A 16,786-nucleotide genomic window follows, 5' to 3' on the forward strand; every position below is an offset into this window, starting at 1 on the left:
CGTCGGCAAGAAAGTCATGGACTGCAGGTTATCCCATGGAGTCAAAATCATGAGTCTGACAGATACGCTTAAGAACACCCTGTCTGCGCTAACTGAAGGCGGGCTGAACCGCTACCGCCTGGATATTCCGTCCTGCACAGCTTCACTGGATGTGGAAGAGTTTAACGGTAAGGAGTTCATGAGTGAGCTTTACCACTACGACATCATCTTTACCAGCAGCGATCAGAATATCAGTTCAGCGCAACTGTTGACCAAACCTGCCACGCTGACCATGGGAACCGGGCCTCTGATGGGGCTGACCGGGCAGAAAGTGGTGCATGGTGTGGTGACGCATTTTAAGCGTATCAGTGGCTCACGTGACCAGGCAACGTACCAGATAATTATTGAGCCGTTCCTTTCTCTGCTGCGCAAGCAATTCCGTACCCACCGTTTTTTTGTCAATAAGTCGGTACCGGAAGTCGTCGCCGAAGTATTGCAGGAGCATGGCCTGAAAGGCTGGGAATATGAGTTCACCCTCAAAGCCGACTATCCGAAGCGTGAGCAGATTAATCAGTATAAGGAAAATGACCTTGCGTTCATTGAGCGTCTGCTGGTCGAAGTAGGGATATTCTACTTCTTTACCCTGCAACCCGACACCCAGACCGAAGTGGTGCATTTCGCAGACAAGCAGAGTGCATGGACGTTTGGTAAGTCTCTGCCACTCAGTAGTCCATCGGGAATGAGTGACAATGCAGCGGACTCGGTATGGGGGGTTAACGCCCGACAGAACGTGGTTGAGCGCTCTGTCACCGCCAATGATTACAATCACCGTGAAGCCCAGAATGTCCTGACCTCTGTACCGGCGGACATGACCCGTGGCGACGGTGATGGTGTGACCTACGGTGAGGTTTATCACTACCTGCCGCGTCATCTTGAACGTGGCGACAAAATCACACCTTCAGCGGAAACTGGCAACTTTTGGGCTCGCCTTGAGCACGAACGTTTTCTGTCCGGACAGACGACTATCAGCGGTTGCAGCAATGATGCCCTGCTTTCTCCGGCCCAGGTGCTGACCATCAGTGAACGAGCGGTACCGCCAACACTGCCATCAGAAACGGACAACGGCATAATCATTACCCGTACGGATTATATAGCCAGCCGTAAGAATGCTCTGTTAGTGACGTGGGAAGGGATGCCGTACTACGAGAACCGCTGCTGGCGACCTGCGGCCAAAAAGCGCCCGGTGGTCAGCGGCACCCTGATGGCGCGCGTGACCAGCGCCAAAGATAACGATATCTACGCCTGGCAGGATGCATCGGGTATGTACCGGGTGAAGTTTGATGCCGACCGCGATGATAAACGTCAGGGCGTGGAAAGCATGCCAGTACGCTTCGCCAAACCGTACGGCGGCGACAAATACGGCTTCCACTTCCCGCTGATACAGGGTACCGAAGTGGCCATCGCTTTCCATGAAGGTGATCCGGACCGCCCGTATATCGCCCACGCGATGCACGACTCCCGCCATGTCGACCACGTCACTGAAGCCAACAGCACGCGCAACGTCATCCGTACCGCGGGCCTGAACAAGCTGCGGATGGAGGACAAGCGCGGCGAAGAGCACGTCAAGCTCAGCACCGAGTACGGGGGCAAGACGCAGCTTAATTTAGGCCATAACGTAGACGCCTCCCGCGAACTGCGCGGTGAGGGAGCAGAGTTACGGACTGACAAACATATTGCCATTCGTGGGGGAGACGGTGTCTTCATCACTGCGGATAAGCAGCCTTCGGCTGGCGATAAGATACTCTCCATGCAGGAGGCGATTGCTCAGCTGGAGAATGCACTGAGTATTGCCCGAAGCTTGTCGGATGCGTCAGAGACTGCGAATGCACTTCCTTCGGATATCCAGAGTCAGGTGAAGTTAACGGATGCGCTGAAAGGCCTGGTTAAGCCCGGGATGGTGCTCAATGCACCAGAAGGGGTGAGTATCACCAGTCCTCAGGCTGTCCGTGTGGCCTCCGGTAGTGCCAGTGTGGGAATTATGTCCCAACAAAATACGGATATCAGTGCGCTGAAACGGTTTACGGTGGCCGCAGGCGAAGCGGTCAGTATGCTGGCCCGCAAGGCAGGTATGAAACTCTTTGCGGCGAAGGGAAAAGTGGAAATTCAGGCCCAGGACGATGCGCTGGAGGCGATAGCCAAAAAAGATGTCTCGGTGACCAGTGCGGAAGGGCGGGTTGAAATCACGGCAGCGAAAGATATCGTGCTGAAAAACCTGGATGGGTCGTTTATCCAGTTGCAGGGTAAAAACATTATTCTGGGCTGCGAAGGCAATATCCTGTGGAAATGTACTAATGCGCAGAAAATGGGGAGTGTAAGCATAGGTAGCACTATGCCTCAGCTTCCATCAGGATATAGTGGGAAATTTACGGCATCTTCTGATTCTGGAATTCCTGTCGCTGCAGCAGGATACGTATTGACTGCTAGTAATGGACAGCAATTATTTGGTAAGACAGACGAGAATGGGGAAACAGTCCCTGTTTACTCATCAAATCCAGACGAACCGTTTGAGTTAGAAATTATTCAAAGTGATTATTGGTACGATAGCGAGGATATTGTAGACAGAATACATTGTTCAACATTTTCTGATATGTCATTTAAGGACGATGGTTGTCAGTGCGGTAATTGTGAGGAAAACAGTGATGAGTAATGTAATTTGTAAACGTAAATTTGTATTGTTCATGTGTTTGATCCCATTTGGTTGTATTGCTGGCAGTGACTGGAACTCAAAAGAAGCGCATATGCAATGCGGCCCTGCAATAATAAAAGTAACTGCTGAATGTAAAGCTGCTCAGCAAAGCCCCTCAACAAATATTTGCAAAAATTACAGGCTGGAAATAACAAACGTCTCTAGCACTAAAATATTTCAGTTGCCATATATGCCCGATGGTCAGAGAAAGACCCTGGAAGATCAAGGTTACACATTCAATAATGTAGTTAAGCCTGGTGATTGGGCTCCCTCGATGATGAAATGCTATGACAATGAAAATATTGTCATAGGTTATCAACTTGGTTTGGATGAAGAGGAAAGTGTAAAGGGTTCATTACTATCATATGTTGACGCGCCATTTATTAATCTGTCAGGTGAGTTTATTGCAGGGGAGAAATCATCGACTCTAAGGGCCCGTGAAATAAAAGATCCGTATGACAATACAAATTTGGATTTTATTAGCAATCGCTGAGGTATGGTATGTCTGATTTATATGAGTACTTAAATGCCAAAAAGGGAAAGGCATACTTTGATGACCAGATAAAACCCTTCTCTCTAATATCTATCTATCCAGGCATTGACACTTCTCGAAAGCTAAGAGGAAATAGTCGTACAACAGGAGATGCTGATAAAGAGATCCAGGATACTATTATAGATATGATAATCACCATAGCCGTTCGCTATAGTTTAAGTTATAAAGAGATATCATATATATTATTAACGACTAAAGTCGAATCTGGATTTAACCCTGATGCGGCAGCGGGGACCACAAGCGCTGCGGGTTTAGCACAAGGAACTGTAGGTTTTATCAAGGACGCATTAACACAATCAGAGGATATTCTTGGTTTTCAACTTGATCTTCGTAATCAAAAAATCTTTGATGCTGAGAATGGATGTTATGCTGTAATTTATTCTTTTTTACTTAACAAGTCTAAGGTAATGGAGAGTTATACCTCAGATCAAAGTGAATACTGGGAATGGCTTTATCTGTTGCATCACGATGGTGCCTATAGTTTGGGAAAATATCTTGATGGAACACGTAAGAAAAGCAGCGATGGGAAGAAGTGGGCGTTATATATAACAGAGCGCTTATCGGTTGTGGAAGGTTTACTCAAAAATACTGAGGTAAAAACTAAGTTTCAGCTATCAACCGGTGATAATACAGCCTTTAAAAATAAGAATTATATTGCTGCTATCTCTCCGTTTCCTGGTTCAACATGTCCAAGCTTAGTATCGGATTATGAAAAATCACTTGTTTTTATAAAAGGAATAACTGATGCAAATGGTATGACTGAATCAGTCAATGCCACCGCTGGCTCGGAAGTTATATTTACTATTCTTTCTGATAATTATAAACAACTAGCAAAAACCCCAAGTGTAAAAGAAAGTAGTGAACAGCAAGAAACTATTGTTTACACCGTTAAGAAAGGGGATACGTTATCTGCAATTGCGAAAAAGCATGCCATATCAATTGAGAAACTGGCCAGGATTAATAAAATTCATAATGTGAACATGTTAAGTGTGGGGGCTAAACTAAAAATACCGGACAACAACCAAAATCATGGGTACATTAGCCGCTATGTTTCTGAGCAAACTAAGAAAGAGGTTCTGAAAAGCGTTGGAATTGAAAGTCCCAACTATAAAGCGGCAATAGAGTATGCAAGAAGCCATATTGTACTTCCACGAGGAAGTACATCGGCTGATATAAATAAAGATAAAAATATAATACATATAAAAACCACAACAAAGTCAGATGCAATTAAAGTGAGAAAGCAGCCTCTATCTAAACATAAAACTGATAAGGCAAGTACAACAAAGTCGGTTGTTGTGACAGGAGATTTTGAACCTGTTATTAAATGGGATGCTTCTGCCATACAAGATGTTGTAAGCGCTAAGACGATTGAAATATTGAAAGGGATAATGAAAAAGTCGGGCGTTCACAAAATATATATAACAAGCACAATAAGAGAACTTGATTCACAAGTTAAAGCTATGTGGAAAGCTATTGAACATCCTCATACCCCAGGGAAAGGAGTAGAAGAACAACTTAAAACATATGGACCTGTCGGTGATAAAGTTATTCGTGCGTATGCTGAAGCAAGTAAAATAAAACCCAATGACTCTGGTTACGCTCATGATTGCATGCTTGCGAAGGCAAAGGAGCTTAAAGCTAATGGCGAGTTAATTTCTAGGCATAATGTTACACTGGAAGAGTATAAAAAAATAAATACACTGGATATTTCATATACGAGAATGGGGAAGGGGATGAATAATTTTATAAACGCAGTTCTCGAACACAAAAAAAACACTGGGGATATAAAAAATTTCTTTTATCCTGGGAATTCCCGTGGTGAGCATGCTCTGCATTTGGAGATAATACAATGATCAAGAATTTTATCGGGATTTTCACTTTGTTATTTGTTAATATTGTTCATGCAGATAAGAAGCTGGATGTTTTACAGGATGGGATTTATTACATTCAAGATTACATTAAGCCAAAGAAAAATAGCAATAATGAATATGTTCTGTCTTACAGACCCGAGTCTTCAAATGAATTTTATTTCAAGGTCAAAAAAAACGAGGTGACATCTTATTACTATTACTCAGATTATTATTGGGTTGTTGGGCGGGCAGAGGCAAGTTATGATGTTGAGAAGCACAGTATTACTGTTGGGAAAATAGTTGAGACTGTTCATAAATCAAGTGATAAAACAGCAATAGTGATTGGTGATGATTTAAAAGGGAAAGGAATAGCTCAGGATAAAAAAGAGATAATCCCTGTATCTGAAATTACCAATGGTGGCTTCACCATAAATTGTGATAAATATGTAAAAGTTAATAAAATCAGCGCATTCGATTTCCCTGAGAATTACATTCTTTCACCTGAAGACGCATATTGCAATCGTGCTTATGATTTTGATGGAAAGTTAACTCATGTCGAACTAAAAGTGACAAAAGTTGAATAGATTTTATTTTTGGATGTAAGGTTTGCATTTAATTTTGGGGTTCGTATGTCCAAAGGGTTTGTTTTGCTTGGCGACAAGACAACACATGGTGGTGAAGTTATTTCTGCTTCTTCGACCATGATCGTTAATGGGAAAAAAGTGGCGCTTGTAGGGGACGAAATTAATTGCCCCATTGAAGGGCATGGTATCAATGCCATTATCGAAGGTTCACCGGAATGGATTTCTGATGGGAAGTCCGTTGTTGTGGATGGCTGCGAATGTGAATGTGGTTGTCATGTTATCTCCAGTGCGCCGGATTGTTCAGTAGGATAAGTTATGAGCTGGGAACGTCAGAAAGCCATGATTTCTGCAAAACCGGAAGAACCATCGATGGTTATGTGGCTAATTGCAGGTCTTGTTGGTGTTATCGCCGGAGTATTACTCTTCGTACTCCATGCAAATCAATTTTTAGGATCATTGCAAAAATTTAATCTCTGGATTGTTGCAGGAAGTCCGGTCTTTATCTGGTTCATCATGATTTGTTTGCGGGGCTGGATATATAACCACGCGATGGACAGGCACCAGTTTGAATCCGATGAGGCAGACTATGCTCAGCAACAATGGACTTCCTGGGCCGGTCGTTATCTGGCTGTCTTGTATAGCCGGGTTCTACTGCCTGATGAACTGACACCATCCATCTTTCAGCAGGCCCCACCGGATCTTGAACAGGGTTGCTCTCTTTGTCGGCAATTAACGCTGCCCATTGGTGAAGATGCATTTTCAGCATGTCTTGGAGGCCTGGACATTCCAGCATTACTTAGCTTGTCTGACCTCCCTTTTCGCGCAACATTATTGACTGATTCCGACGCTCCTGACGAGTCATTACAGAGGGCGTTTTCTGCTTGCTGGCTCCAGTTAGTCGGACAGGCTTATCCTGTACCATCACTGACGATCCATAAAGCCAGATCCTTTGATTGGGTGGAAGAGCGCCTTAAATCACCGATTCTGGATATTGAACTCCTGTTGGTTCACCAGACTCATGGAGGGAGTGAGTACAGTGATGCGATCTCGGCTTTAATGCTTACCTCTGATGATGTTGCAACAAAATACCAGCTCAGTCATCACGCCCGCTTGCTACGGCCCATGCCGTTCGAAAAGGTTAGGGCACTGCATGAAGAACTGGATACCTTCTTCTCCACGCAGTCACAGGCCATCAAAACGAGCTTGATTGTCGGGGACTGCATAGCCTGGGGAGATAATTTTTCCGCTTTGCTGGCCGGTGCAAAAAAATATGAAGGCAGCTGGAAGCCTCAGCAATGCCACTGGCTAGAAAAGTACGCCGGACTTAGCGGCCCTTTTTCACCCTGGATTATGGCTGCTGTCGTTAGCGATATTGCTGCGCTGACAAAAGAAAACTGCCTGATGCTTTCGGGTGACAAAGAGATGCGTTTTATCAATACAGTAACTACAGGGAATCAGATGAATGGCGAAGGATAGTTCAGTGTGGCGTGGCAACTGGGGACGCCTCAGTATTACCGCACTAATTGCTGCCGCGATCGGATTGGTCATCTGGAAAAAGGGTGATGGGTTCGGACTGACCAGCAACGGATTAAAGTTGCTGGGGTTTGTGGCGGCGATAATCCTTCTACTGCTCGTTCGTCATGGAAAAACCATCGGCCTTGCAATTAAACAGCAGTGGTCACGTTTTCAGGCGAAGCGCAAAAATGTGTTACCCGACGATGAAGGTCGCGTCAAACAGACGGCCCCACGCAATGTTACCGTCGCGTCCATACGTGAAGCCATGCGCACCCTCTATGGCCGTCGCTGGGGCCGCAAAGTCCGCATCCTGCTGATAACCGGCACCGTAGCGGAAGTGGAACAGCTGACCCCTGGCCTGACGGGACAGCTCTGGCAGGAAGACCGTGGCACATTGTTGCTGTGGGGCGGGGACCTCAATACGCCAGCTGACAGTGGCTGGCTGACCGCGCTGCGAAAACTACGCCGTCGTCCGGTGGATGGTCTGGTGTGGGTCACCTCTGCTTTCGACCAGCTTTCAGTGCCCGGTCTGGAGCGACCGCTGCCGGTCCCGTCTGAAAGCACCATGGATTCTCTGTCTCATGCCATCAGCGACCGCATGGACGTGCTGGGCTGGACACTCCCGCTGTATGTCTGGTCCCTGCACCCGCGCGCCGGTGAGCCGGAAGGGCGCATTACGCAGGCGACCGGCTGCCTGTTACCTGCCGGTTGCCGTACCGAAGGACTGGCAGAACAACTCTCTGCTCTGACACCGGATTTGACCTCGCAGGGTCTGCAGCAAACCTGTGGAGAGGTGAAGCATAATTTCTTACTGGCTCTGGCGGACCAGCTGGTCCGCCAGCCTGACAGCGTGACCGCACCGCTGTCGGTGATGCTCAATCCGTACCGCCCGCTGCCGCTGGCCGGCATGGTGTTCAGCCAGCCCTCTGCCGGTGCTGAACGTGCCGTGACGCATCACTGGGGGATGGATAAACGCTGGGATGTCCTGCCTGATTCTGTTCGTATGCTGCCTGCCGCACTGCGGCCGCGCAAACCGGGTGTTCCATGGCGTAAAGTAATCGCTTCCCTTGCCGCACTGGCGATGGTCAGCTGGGCGGCCTGGATGGGGATTGCCTATGTCACTAACCGCAGCCAGATTGACGGGGCAGATGTGCAGGCCTCACTGGCTGCGCAGTCAAATCAGCCGCTGGAACAGCGTCTGCATGCCCTGTCAGAACTCCAGAAAACCCTGGCCCGACTGCAGTACCGCGCTGAGCACGGGGTGCCGTGGTATGAGCAGGCCGGGCTGAGTCAGAATAATGCGCTACTGGCTGCTCTCTGGCCACGTTACCAGGACAGCGCGTTGCCTCTGCTGCGTGATGCGGCCGCTGATCATCTGCAGAGACAAATCGGCGCCTTTAACGCGTTACCGCCGGGTAGCCCGCTGCGCGAGCAGATGGCAAAAACCACCTATGACCAGCTCAGGCTCTACCTGATGCTGGCCCGTCCGGATCATATGGATGCAGCCTGGTTCAGTACTGCACTGCTACAGGACTGGCCAAATCGTCATGGTGTGAAAGACGGTGTCTGGCAGGGGATGGCTCCATCACTGCTGTCGTTTTACGGTGCGCAGCTGGCGGGTCATCCTCAGTGGCGTCTGCCCGCAGATGAGAGCATGGTCAGCCAGGCACGTTCGCTACTGGTTCGCCTGATGGGCGTGCGCAACAGCGAGTCCTCCCTGTACCAGAAGATGCTCTCTCAGGTCGCACACCTGTATGTTGATATGCGTCTGGATGACATGGCCGGCGACACGGATGCGGCACGTCTGTTCAGTACCTCTGAGGTGGTGCCGGGGATGTTCACCCGTCAGGCCTGGGAGCAGTCTGTTCAGCCCGCCATCGAGAAAGTAGTGAAGGCGCGCCGGGATGAACTCGACTGGGTGCTGACGGACAGCAAACGTCCGGCGGCATCACAGGATGAAACCTCCCCGGAAGCGCTGAAGAAGCGTCTGACGGACCGCTACTTTGCGGACTTTGGCGGGGCCTGGCTGGATTTCCTCAACAGCCTGCGCTGGAACCAGGCGGCCACGCTGTCGGACTCGATTGACCAGCTGACCCTGATGGCTGACGTACGCCAGTCGCCTCTGGTGGCGTTGATGAACACCCTGAACGTGCAGGGGCGCACCGGACAGACGGGTGAAGCGATTTCTGACTCACTGGTGAAATCGGCGAAGAATCTGCTGGGTGGGGATGACAAAGATACGATTGACCAGAGCGCCGGCGTTCACGGGCCACTGGATGCCACCTTTGGCCCGCTCCTGGCGCTGATGGACAAGAGTCGCAGCGGAGCCGACGCGCAAAGCCTGCAGTCCTTCCTGACCCGGGTCACGCAGGTGCGTCTGCGCCTGCAGCAGGTAACCAATGCTGCCGACCCGCAGGCCATGACCCAGACCCTTGCCCAGACGGTATTCCAGGGTAAGGCGGTCGACCTGACCGAAACCCGTGACTATGGCAGTCTGATTGCCGCTGGCCTCGGTCAGGAGTGGAGCGGTTTTGGTCAGACGGTCTTTGTGAATCCCATGGAACAGGCCTGGCAGCAGGTGCTGACCCCGGCGGCCGACAGCCTCAATACGCAATGGCAGCAGGCGGTGGTCAGCGAGTGGAACAGTGCCTTTGGTGGTCGCTATCCGTTCAGTAACAGCAGCAGCGACGTTTCCCTGCCGCTGCTCGCTAAATACCTCAATGCCGATTCCGGGCGTATCGCGCAGTTCCTGCAGACCCGTCTCAAAGGTGTTCTGCACCGGGAAGGCAATCACTGGGTGCCGGACAGCATCAATTCACAAGGACTGACCTTTAACCCGGCCTTCCTCAATGCCATCAACACCCTGAGTCATATCTCGGATGTGGCCTTCACCGAAGGCAATGCCGGCATGAACTTTGAGCTGCGTCCGGGCACTGCCGCCGGGGTGATGCAGACGGACATGATTATCGACAGCCAGAAACTGACTTACGTAAACCAGCTGCCAGCGTGGAAGCGCTTTTCGTGGCCTGCGGATACCGAGGCCCCCGGCGCTAACCTGAGCTGGATAAGTACGCAGGCGGGTACCCGCCAGTATGCAGATATTCCCGGTGCCTGGGGGTGGATACGCCTGCTCGACACGGCGGCGGTCAAGGCTTATCCGGGTGTCGGTAGCAGCTACAGCCTGAGCTGGAATGCACAGGACGGACGCGCGCTGAATTACACCCTGCGAACAGAAGCAGGAGAGGGGCCTCTTGCGCTGCTGAAGCTGCGTCACTTCCGTTTGCCGGAGACCATTTTCAGCACTGCCGGTGCGGCACCGACAGACCGGGTTGCCAGCGCGGGCACCGGGGAGGATTACTGATGAGCAACCTGAGCGTATTACTCAGCGCCTGCCAGCAAGAAGAAACGACGCTGCTGCCAATCACCCGGGAGCGGGTGGCGCAGTGGGACAGCTGGCTGCAGCCGTTGTCAGAGGCATCCCCCGCCGGGGATGACCCGGGCTACGACGATGACTTCCAGCAGATGCGCGAAGAGGTCAACAAACTCTCCGGTGCGGATACGGAACTCATCTGCCAGCTGGCGGAAAAGCTGCTCACCGGTACGGCGAAAGACATTCGGGTGGCGACGTACTATTGCTGGGCAAAACTGCACCGCGAGGGTGAGCATGGCCTGGCTGACGGGCTTGAACTCCTGGCGGGACTCCTTGAGCGCTTTGGTGCCCAACTGCATCCACAACGTGACCGCAGCCGCAAGGCGGCGCTGGAATGGCTGGCAGGCTCCCGCATGTCCGACAGCCTGTCGCTGTACCCGGAAGTGGTCCGGGAAGAGGCGGTGCGCACCCTCGGTGCGTTAGTACTGATAGCACAACTCACAGAAAATGAGTCCGATGAAACCCGTCCCGAACTCAATGGGTTGTACGGTGTGCTGGAGAGTCGGCTGCAGAAAGCCGGTGGCGTGGATGCGGTCGTGCCCCAGAACGCCAGCCACAGTGAACCGCCGTCCACGGTACGTCACAGTGACGCCCCGTCCACCGGGCGTATTACCTCCGGCCAGGATTTGCTCACCCAGGCGCGCACCTTCGCCGAATACCTGCGTGAACAGCCTGACGGCTGGCTGTCAGCCCATCACCTGATGAAAAGTCTGCGCCACGATACGCTGCATGCCATTCCTGCCCCGGATGCGCAGGGCCGCACGCGTATCGAGCCGCCAAGAGCGGACCAGCGGGCGTTACTCAAACGCCTTTACCTGCAGCAGAACTGGAGTGAAATGCTCGAGACCGCTGACAGCACCTTTTCCCGCGGGGCCAACCATCTGTGGCTGGATTTGCAGTGGTATATCCACCAGGCCCTGATGAAGTCCGGGCAGGTCACGCTGGCGGACATTGTGACCGATGACCTGAAAGGCCTGCTGAGCCGCTTGTCAGGGCTGGAGACGCTGGCGTTCAGTGACGGCACGCCGTTTGCGGACGAAGTGACGCTGAACTGGATCCAGCAGAGCGTGCTGGACACCGTCGGCGGTTGGGGTGATGACACACCATCAGCCCCGGTCACCTCTGGTAACGACGATATTCTGGCACTGGAGCCGGAAGCCGTGGCACTGGCCGACAGCGAAGGCCCGGAGGCGGCGCTGACCTGGCTCCAGACCCGGCCCGGCATCACCGGCACACGCCAGCAATGGCTGTTGCGGCTGCTGATGGGCCGCATTGCTGAGCAGTACGGTAAAAATGACCTGGCGGTACACCTGTTTGCAGAGCTGGGCGAGCGCGCAAGAGAAGTGACCCTCAGTCAGTGGGAGCCAGAGCTGTTGTTTGAGGTCCAGGCCCGTCATCTGAAACTCCTGCGCCTGAAAGCCGGTCGTAGTGAGGCTGATAAGGCACGACTCACGCCGGTGATGGATCAGCTGCTGGCCAGTCTGATTGCGGTCGACCCCGCTCGCGCCGCTGTTCTCTGTAGTTAACTGTTCGTTTTAAAAAAGGTGAACTTGGGGTGTTTCGATTAACTTCATGGAGCATTTGTCTGGCTCTCATTGTTCGTTCAACTGTATTGTTTGCTGCGCCAGATGCAGGTTCGGTGGCTGCAAGAAAAGCGGTCATCTATTCATTATCAAAGGCATTACTCTGTCAGCGCTCTGATGGAATAAGCCTTGCAGGAAATAATAAAAGCGATAGTACTTTGAAGAAAGCTGGTGCTTCTATAGTTTTTGGTGATGACGATATATATAACAATTTTACTTACAGTTTTGCAGAACCATTATTGATAGAAGAAAACAACATATACAACGTCCAGCAAAACGTGGGTGAGGGCGGTGCTGTTTTGTTTGCTGAGGCTAAGGGCGATATGATCACTCTTGTTAAAAATCTAGGAGCCAAACCTACAAACGAAGACGAATGGCTGGGCATGGAGAATGTTCTCTTCGTTAAACCAGTTAAGAGCAGCAATAGCCAAGTCGATGATACAGAAAGTTATGATGGTGAGATAGTCATCGGACAAAGTCCTGAGCAAAAGCAATCAGGGCGATTCATCTATGGGTGCATCCAGAAAATGGAATTTTGATATGACTAAGGAATTTATCGCTGTTATTTTTTTGCGTGAGTTAATCAGGTTTTTAAGTCTTCAAAATCAGAAAGGTTTACTTGTATTGATTGTTCTGAATGAGATTGTTTGTTCCATAGCAGGATTCCGACTTTAGCATAAAAGAGTGAAGTCTTGTTGGAATAAGTTTTTATTAATTTAAGACCATGGAACATGGTTCGTTAAGGCATATTGTTGAATGGAAGATTTAACCCTGCGTTATTACGACGCGGAATTGCGCTACCTCCGTGAAGCAGCCAAAGAGTTCGCACAGACCCACCCTGACCGGGCCGCGATGCTGGACCTGGATAAAGCGGGCACCCCCGACCCGTATGTTGAACGCCTGTTTGAAGGCTTCGCTTTCTCGATGGGCCGTCTGCGCGAGAAAATTGATGACGACCTGCCGGAACTGACCGAGGGGCTGGTCAGCATGCTCTGGCCACACTACCTGCGTACCATTCCGTCACTTTCGGTGGTGGCGTTCACGCCCGCGCTTCAGGCCGTGAAAATGGCGGAAGTGATGCCTGCAGGGATTGAAGTGTACTCCCGACCGGTGGGGCCGAAAAATACCGTCTGTCGCTACCGCACGACCCAGGATGTGATGCTCAATCCGCTCAGTGTTTCGGGTGTCACCATGACCACCGAACCGGACGGACGCTCGCTCCTGCGCATGCGCTTTGCCTGCAGCACACAGGCGGACTGGTCCCATGCTGACCTCAGTCACCTGAGCCTGTATCTCGGGGCGGATGCGCCGGTCAGCAGTCAGCTGCACCTGATGCTGACCAAGCGGCAGGCGGCGCTGTACATGCGTTTACCCGGGCAGACTGACCGTATCCGCCTTGACGGGTATTTTTCCCCGGGCGGGTTTGCTGAAGAGGACGGCTTGTGGCCTAAAGGCGATACCGCCTTCAGCGGCTATCAGCTGCTGCTGGAGTACTTCACCTTCCGGGACAAGTTTATGTTTGTCCATCTCAATGGCCTGGACGGTATTACGCCGCCCGCCGGGGCGGAGTACTTCGATATTGAAGTCGTGTTCAGTACGCCCTGGCCATCAGACCTGCCGGTCACCGATGACGCGGTTCGTCTTCACTGCGTGCCGGTGATTAACCTGTTCACCCTGGAAGCAGACCCGCTCACCATCACCGGGCTTGAAAGCGAATATCTGCTGCGACCTAAACGACTGCAGGACGGACACACCGAGATTTATGCCGTCGACTCAGTCACGGGCTCAAACCGGACCCGTGATGCGGAGTATGTGCCGTTCAGCAGCTTCCGGCATAAAGGCGGCATGATGCGCCGTCAGGCACCACCGCGTTACTACCACACCCGCGTGAAACGCAGTGTGACCGGGCTGTATGACACCTGGCTTATTCTGGGTGGTCACCAGTGGGAAGATGACCGGATGTTTGAGCGTGAAGCCGTCTCGCTGCAAATCACCGGCACCAACGGCCAGTTACCGCGCCGGGCACTCCAGAGTACGCTCCTTGACCGCTGTGAACAGGTGGTGCAGGCCCCGTTAACGGTCAGAAACCTCTGCAAGCCTACACTGCCGGTCTATCCCCCTGCAGAAGACCGTTTTCACTGGCGGGTGCTGAGTCACCTTGGCTCCGGTTTCCTCAACATGATGAGCACCGCCGAAGTGCTGCGCGGGACCCTGGCGCTGTATAACTGGCAGGAAGATGAACTCAATAACCGCCGGCTGGAGGCTATTCAGCAGGTGACCCATCATCGTCTTCAGCGTTTTGAGCAAGGGTACTTACTCCGGGGGCTGGACATCGAAGTCACCCTCGACAGCAACGGTTTCACCGGGGAAGGGGACATTCACCTGTTTGGCGAAATGCTCAACCGGTTCTTTGGCCTCTATGCCGACATGAACCAGTTTAACCAGCTCACCCTTATTGTTCAGCCAGAAGGAAAGTGCATCCGGTGGAAAGAGAATCACAGTCCGCGCCTGCCCGGCTGACAGAGCAGTTACGGCAGTACCTGCCGTACATGAACTTTTATCGTTTCTGCCAGTTACTGGAGCAGAGCCAGCCGGATAAGCCGGTCATTGGCAGTAGCTGGCAGGTCCGTCATGAGCCGGTGCGCTTCCGGCCTCATCCGGGAATGGGCTTCCCGGTCTCGGAAATCAAAGCGCTGGAGCCGGCGGAACATCCGCATCTGCCGCCCACGGTACGAGTCACCTTTATGGGACTCTACGGTGTCGAGTCGCCGCTGCCCACGCACTACATCGATGACATCACCCAGCGGCGGGAAGGCTATGAAGCCACGGCGGACTTTCTCGATATTTTCAACCACCGGCTGATTGCCCAGTACTACCGCATCTGGCGTAAATATTCGTATCCGGCGAGCTTCGAAGCGGGTGGCAAGGACAATATCTCGCAGTACCTGTTGGGGCTGGCGGGACTCGGGATTGACGGCTGCACGGACAGTATCGCGGCGCCTGCTTCACGCTTTCTGGCATTGTTGCCGGTGATGTTACTCCCGGGGCGCACCGCGGAAGGGATGGCCTCGCTGGTGCGCCTGCTGGCCCCGAACACACAAGCGAAAATCTGGCATCACGACAAACGCCGTGTTCCGCTGAAAAAGCCACTGACCATGAGTGTCAGCCAGCCTGTCACCCTGACCAGCCGGCCGGTGATGGGGAACTATGCCACCGATGTGAATAGCCAGGTACTGATGCGGCTGTCCACCACCGACCCGGATGAAGTGCAGGGCTGGCTTCCGGGAGGCGAACTGCACGCGGACCTGATGGCACTGCTGCATGTGTACCTCGGGGCTCGTCTTGATGTGCGACTGCAGCTGTGCGTGGACCGAAGCCTGCTGCCTGACGCGACGATGAGCAGCAAACCTGAAGCCGGTGCGGTACAGCTGGGCCGCACCGCCGTGATGCGGCCGCTGAATGCAGCAAAAACAACAACACACCCCAAAACAATCATCATCAACCTGGGCCGCTATGAGCGCGTTCAGGAACATATTCACCGCAGGGAGACCGATGAAGATGGCGACTACCGCTGGTAAATTCCCTCTGGTGGCACTGACTGCCGGCATCACACTGATGCTGACCGGTTGTGGGCTGACCCAGAGCGTCAGCGACGGCACCGTCGCTGTGACCAAATCGATTTTTTATAAGCAGATAAAGACCGTGCACCTGGATATCCGGGCCCGTGAGGCCGTGAACAGCAATGCCGGTGGCGCGGCATTATCCACTGTGGTGAGGGTGTATCAGCTCAAAGACCGCAAGACCTTCGACAGTACGGACTATCCATCCCTGTTTAAGGCTGACAGCCAGGCCATCAAAGCAGACCTCGTGGCAGAGAAAGACATTCGCCTGCAGCCGGGCGGAGCCGTGACGGTCGATATGCCGATGGATGAAAAGGCGCAGTATGTGGCGGTGGCCGGGATGTTTATGTCGCCGGACCAGGTGAACAACACCTGGCGCGTGGTGCTGAGCCGGGACGACCTCGATCCGGATAAAGCCCGGGTAATTGAGGCCGGTAACAACCGCCTGATCCTGAAGGCGCTGAAAGATGAGTGAGTCACCGCGTCCATCGCTGTATGAAGCCCTGTTTGGCAACTTCACCGGCGGTCTCGATCTTCACCTGGTCAGCGAACAGAACCAGACCATCCTGTCGGTGCTGGACAATATGCAGCGTATTCTGAACTGCCGGGCAGGGACACTGGCGCATTTGCCCGACTATGGCCTGCCGGATATGACCAAAATCCTGCAGGGAATGCCGGGAGCGGCCCATGAACTGATGGGAGCCTTATCGACTGTGTTGCTCAAATACGAACCACGGCTGAAGAAAATTGATGTGGTACTGCTTGAGCAGAATATTCCCGGTGAGCTGCGCTATGCCATCGATGCCGAACTGAAGGGCATTGGTCTGGTGCGCTACGGTACCGAATTTATGCCCGAAGGCCGCGTACTGATACGCCATCTCAGGCAGCAACAATACATGGATGCTCAGGCCCGATTTTAATCTCCT

General features: G+C 52.3%; 13 protein-coding genes. All 13 read left to right on the forward strand.

Features of this window, described 5'->3' with window-relative positions:
• Window positions 1–49 precede the first annotated feature (49 nt).
• Window positions 50–2,686: a type VI secretion system Vgr family protein gene (locus tag A8O29_RS00345; protein WP_125353756.1), complete on the forward strand. Its 2,637-nt coding sequence runs from the start codon at window positions 50–52 to the stop codon at window positions 2,684–2,686.
• Window positions 2,679–3,218 (forward strand): hypothetical protein, encoded by a 540-nt coding sequence (locus A8O29_RS00350; RefSeq protein WP_125353757.1) that lies wholly within the window; start codon window positions 2,679–2,681, stop codon window positions 3,216–3,218. The genes A8O29_RS00345 and A8O29_RS00350 overlap by 8 nt, the downstream gene beginning before the upstream one ends.
• An 8-nt stretch (window positions 3,219–3,226) precedes the next feature.
• Window positions 3,227–5,131 (forward strand): LysM peptidoglycan-binding domain-containing protein, encoded by a 1,905-nt coding sequence (locus A8O29_RS00355; RefSeq protein WP_174081185.1) that lies wholly within the window; start codon window positions 3,227–3,229, stop codon window positions 5,129–5,131.
• On the forward strand, window positions 5,128–5,712 hold the full coding sequence (locus A8O29_RS00360) for a hypothetical protein (RefSeq protein ID WP_125355925.1): 585 nt from the start codon (window positions 5,128–5,130) through the stop codon (window positions 5,710–5,712). The genes A8O29_RS00355 and A8O29_RS00360 overlap by 4 nt, the downstream gene beginning before the upstream one ends.
• 45 nt (window positions 5,713–5,757) lie before the next feature.
• Entirely contained in the window at window positions 5,758–6,024 is a 267-nt protein-coding gene (locus A8O29_RS00365) for a PAAR domain-containing protein (protein ID WP_125355927.1), read from the forward strand.
• Between the two features lie 3 nt (window positions 6,025–6,027).
• Entirely contained in the window at window positions 6,028–7,188 is a 1,161-nt protein-coding gene (locus A8O29_RS00370; RefSeq protein ID WP_125355929.1) for a hypothetical protein, read from the forward strand.
• The gene (locus A8O29_RS00375) at window positions 7,175–10,588 is read left to right on the forward strand and encodes an ImcF-related family protein (RefSeq protein WP_174081187.1); all 3,414 of its coding nucleotides are present in this window, start codon (window positions 7,175–7,177) and stop codon (window positions 10,586–10,588) included. The genes A8O29_RS00370 and A8O29_RS00375 overlap by 14 nt, the downstream gene beginning before the upstream one ends.
• Complete coding sequence (gene tssA / locus A8O29_RS00380) at window positions 10,588–12,183, forward strand: type VI secretion system protein TssA (protein WP_125354376.1); 1,596 nt, start codon at window positions 10,588–10,590, stop codon at window positions 12,181–12,183. Before A8O29_RS00375 ends, tssA begins: the two co-directional genes overlap by 1 nt.
• Window positions 12,184–12,212: 29 nt before the next feature.
• Window positions 12,213–12,779, forward strand: a complete 567-nt coding sequence (locus A8O29_RS00385) for a hypothetical protein (protein WP_125354377.1) — start codon at window positions 12,213–12,215, stop codon at window positions 12,777–12,779.
• Window positions 12,780–12,996: 217 nt separating this feature from the next.
• Window positions 12,997–14,760 carry a type VI secretion system baseplate subunit TssF gene (gene tssF, locus A8O29_RS00390; RefSeq protein WP_125354378.1) on the forward strand — a complete coding sequence of 588 codons (1,764 nt, stop codon included), beginning with the start codon at window positions 12,997–12,999 and terminating at the stop codon, window positions 14,758–14,760.
• Window positions 14,715–15,818, forward strand: coding sequence for a type VI secretion system baseplate subunit TssG (tssG, locus tag A8O29_RS00395; RefSeq protein ID WP_125354379.1), 1,104 nt, complete (start codon window positions 14,715–14,717; stop codon window positions 15,816–15,818). Before tssF ends, tssG begins: the two co-directional genes overlap by 46 nt.
• Complete coding sequence (gene tssJ, locus A8O29_RS00400; RefSeq protein ID WP_168713861.1) at window positions 15,799–16,335, forward strand: type VI secretion system lipoprotein TssJ; 537 nt, start codon at window positions 15,799–15,801, stop codon at window positions 16,333–16,335. Before tssG ends, tssJ begins: the two co-directional genes overlap by 20 nt.
• Window positions 16,328–16,780, forward strand: a complete 453-nt coding sequence (tssE, locus tag A8O29_RS00405) for a type VI secretion system baseplate subunit TssE (RefSeq protein WP_125354381.1) — start codon at window positions 16,328–16,330, stop codon at window positions 16,778–16,780. The genes tssJ and tssE overlap by 8 nt, the downstream gene beginning before the upstream one ends.
• The last annotated feature ends 6 nt before the right edge of the window (window positions 16,781–16,786 follow it).

The organism is Scandinavium goeteborgense, from assembly GCF_003935895.2.
Lineage (GTDB): Bacteria > Pseudomonadota > Gammaproteobacteria > Enterobacterales > Enterobacteriaceae > Scandinavium > Scandinavium goeteborgense.